Origin of the sequence: Exiguobacterium sp. SH3S3, assembly GCF_004337115.1 — a bacterium.
GTDB lineage: Bacteria > Bacillota > Bacilli > Exiguobacteriales > Exiguobacteriaceae > Exiguobacterium > Exiguobacterium aurantiacum_A.
Genome location: NZ_SJUU01000030.1, coordinates 1 through 1,282 on the forward strand (window position 1 = coordinate 1; position 1,282 = coordinate 1,282).

Sequence of the window (1,282 nt, forward strand, 5' to 3'; positions counted from 1 at the left end):
ATGGTCGGGAAGACAGGATTCGAACCTGCGACCCCTTGGTCCCAAACCAAGTGCTCTACCAAGCTGAGCTACTTCCCGTTATAAATGGTGCACCCTGAGAGATTCGAACTCCCGGCCTTTAGATTCGTAGTCTAACGCTCTATCCAGCTGAGCTAAGGGTGCATAAAATGCGGTCGAGAGGACTTGAACCTCCACGGTGTTAACCACCACTAGGCCCTCAACCTAGCGCGTCTACCGATTCCGCCACGACCGCATATTAATGGAGCGGAAGACGGGATTCGAACCCGCGACCCCGACCTTGGCAAGGTCGTATTCTACCACTGAACTACTTCCGCAATATGAGTTTTAATTAGAGATACGGGTGAAGGGACTCGAACCCCCACGTCAAAGACACTAGATCCTAAATCTAGCGCGTCTACCAATTCCGCCACACCCGCATATGATATTCAAATATAACTATTAATTAATGAGAAATGGTGAGCCATGCAGGGCTCGAACCTGCGACCCTCTGATTAAAAGTCAGATGCTCTACCAACTGAGCTAATGGCTCATTAATTTAAAATGGGGCGACTGAAGGGAATTGAACCCTCGAATGCCGGAATCACAATCCGGTGCGTTAACCACTTCGCCACAATCGCCATGAAAAAATGGTGCCGGCGAAAGGATTTGAACCCTCGACCCTCTGATTACAAGTCAGATGCTCTACCAACTGAGCTACACCGGCAGGTGTAAATGGTGGCTTTGGACGGAATCGAACCGCCGACACAAGGATTTTCAGTCCTTTGCTCTACCAACTGAGCTACAAAGCCGACTTATTAAGTTTAAATTAAAAATGGCGGTCCCGACGGGATTCGAACCCGCGATCTTCTGCGTGACAGGCAGACATGTTAACCGCTACACCACGGGACCGTTTATAAAACTATTTGTATCGACTCCACCTATTTTAAATGTCAATCAGGATAAAGTCAATAAGTTTTGTAAAAAAATAAAAAGCCTGGCAACGTCCTATCCTCACAGGGGGAGACCCCCAACTACTTTCGGCGCTGAAGCGCTTAACTTCCGTGTTCGGCATGGGAACGGGTGTGGCCGCTTCGCTATCGCCACCAGACAAGGGAATTGTTCCCTGAAAACTGAAGACTCATCAAGTTCAAACCGTTTCTAGATCAAAGCCTCGACCGATTAGTATCATTCAGCTCCACACGTCGCCGTGCTTCCACCCATGACCTATCTACCTCATCGTCTCTGAGGGGTCTTTCTTGATTGCTCAAAGGGAAATCTCATC

10 tRNA genes and 2 rRNA genes are annotated in these 1,282 nt (G+C 48.6%); all 12 read right to left on the reverse strand.

Going from position 1 to position 1,282, the window contains the following annotated elements:
- Window position 1: 1 nt before the first annotated feature.
- Window positions 2-78 (reverse strand) — tRNA-Pro (locus EVJ28_RS13865).
- Window positions 79-85: 7 nt separating this feature from the next.
- A tRNA-Arg gene (locus EVJ28_RS13870) sits at window positions 86-162 on the reverse strand.
- A 6-nt stretch (window positions 163-168) separates the two neighbouring features.
- A tRNA-Leu gene (locus EVJ28_RS13875) sits at window positions 169-253 on the reverse strand.
- Window positions 254-260: 7 nt separating this feature from the next.
- Window positions 261-335: transfer RNA gene (locus tag EVJ28_RS13880), tRNA-Gly, on the reverse strand.
- Between the two features lie 21 nt (window positions 336-356).
- Window positions 357-437: transfer RNA gene (locus EVJ28_RS13885), tRNA-Leu, on the reverse strand.
- A 37-nt stretch (window positions 438-474) separates the two neighbouring features.
- Window positions 475-550: transfer RNA gene (locus EVJ28_RS13890), tRNA-Lys, on the reverse strand.
- A 12-nt stretch (window positions 551-562) separates the two neighbouring features.
- Window positions 563-638, reverse strand: a tRNA-His gene (locus EVJ28_RS13895).
- 10 nt (window positions 639-648) lie between these two features.
- Window positions 649-724: transfer RNA gene (locus EVJ28_RS13900), tRNA-Thr, on the reverse strand.
- A gap of 9 nt (window positions 725-733) precedes the next feature.
- A tRNA-Phe gene (locus EVJ28_RS13905) sits at window positions 734-809 on the reverse strand.
- A gap of 24 nt (window positions 810-833) precedes the next feature.
- A tRNA-Asp gene (locus tag EVJ28_RS13910) sits at window positions 834-909 on the reverse strand.
- A gap of 83 nt (window positions 910-992) precedes the next feature.
- Window positions 993-1,108: ribosomal RNA gene (gene rrf / locus EVJ28_RS13915) — 5S ribosomal RNA — on the reverse strand.
- Window positions 1,109-1,159: 51 nt separating this feature from the next.
- Window positions 1,160-1,282: ribosomal RNA gene (locus tag EVJ28_RS13920) — 23S ribosomal RNA — on the reverse strand; the annotation flags it as partial.